This window comes from Paenibacillus hubeiensis (assembly GCF_032334105.1).
GTDB classification, from domain to species: domain Bacteria; phylum Bacillota; class Bacilli; order Paenibacillales; family Paenibacillaceae; genus Paenibacillus; species Paenibacillus hubeiensis.
Window position 1 is genome coordinate 1 of record NZ_JAVYAE020000054.1, and the last position, 504, is coordinate 504.

Annotated in this window: 2 protein-coding genes; both read right to left on the reverse strand. The window is 49.2% G+C overall.

Annotated features, from left to right (window positions below; all coding sequences use genetic code 11):
- The coding region (locus tag RSX24_RS32255; RefSeq protein WP_343262913.1) for a hypothetical protein at positions 1-201 on the reverse strand (201 nt) is incomplete at its 3' end.
- A 38-nt stretch (positions 202-239) separates the two neighbouring features.
- A partial coding sequence (locus tag RSX24_RS32260) for a hypothetical protein (RefSeq protein ID WP_343262914.1) occupies positions 240-504 on the reverse strand: 265 nt, incomplete at its 5' end.

Below are 504 nucleotides of genomic sequence, written 5' to 3' on the forward strand. Positions count from 1 at the left end.
ACCCGTCCCCTCATCCAACTTCTTCGCTAAATCATCCTTGCCTGCTTCCATTTCACTCCAAAAACGCTGCTGCTGGCTATTTGGTGGAATTGGCTTTTTCGGCTTCGTGAAATAGACACCGGCTGGCCCTTCTGTTGCAAATTCCGGGCCAAAATGAATATGAATGAATATTACGCATTCGATCCATCGAATCAGATACATAGTCCGTGATATCGTCTACGCTTTTGTTCAGACGATCTTTAGTCTAGCTGCTTCCATGCCGTCCACGTCTCGTCCAGCGCGGACATATTTTTGCTATTCACGAGCTTGTCTGCCGCTTTATTAAGTCCGTGTTTGGCCAAGATGGCGAGATTGACAAGCATCAGGGCGACACCCAGATTATCCAGCAGCTGCTGGTCCATACCCAAGAACGTTGGGTTCGTATACGCATCCCCGTTCTTCAAATCATTCAGTTTCTTCACATTGACGACGATCATCGCCGCACCGAGAGCCGCATCCGCGGCA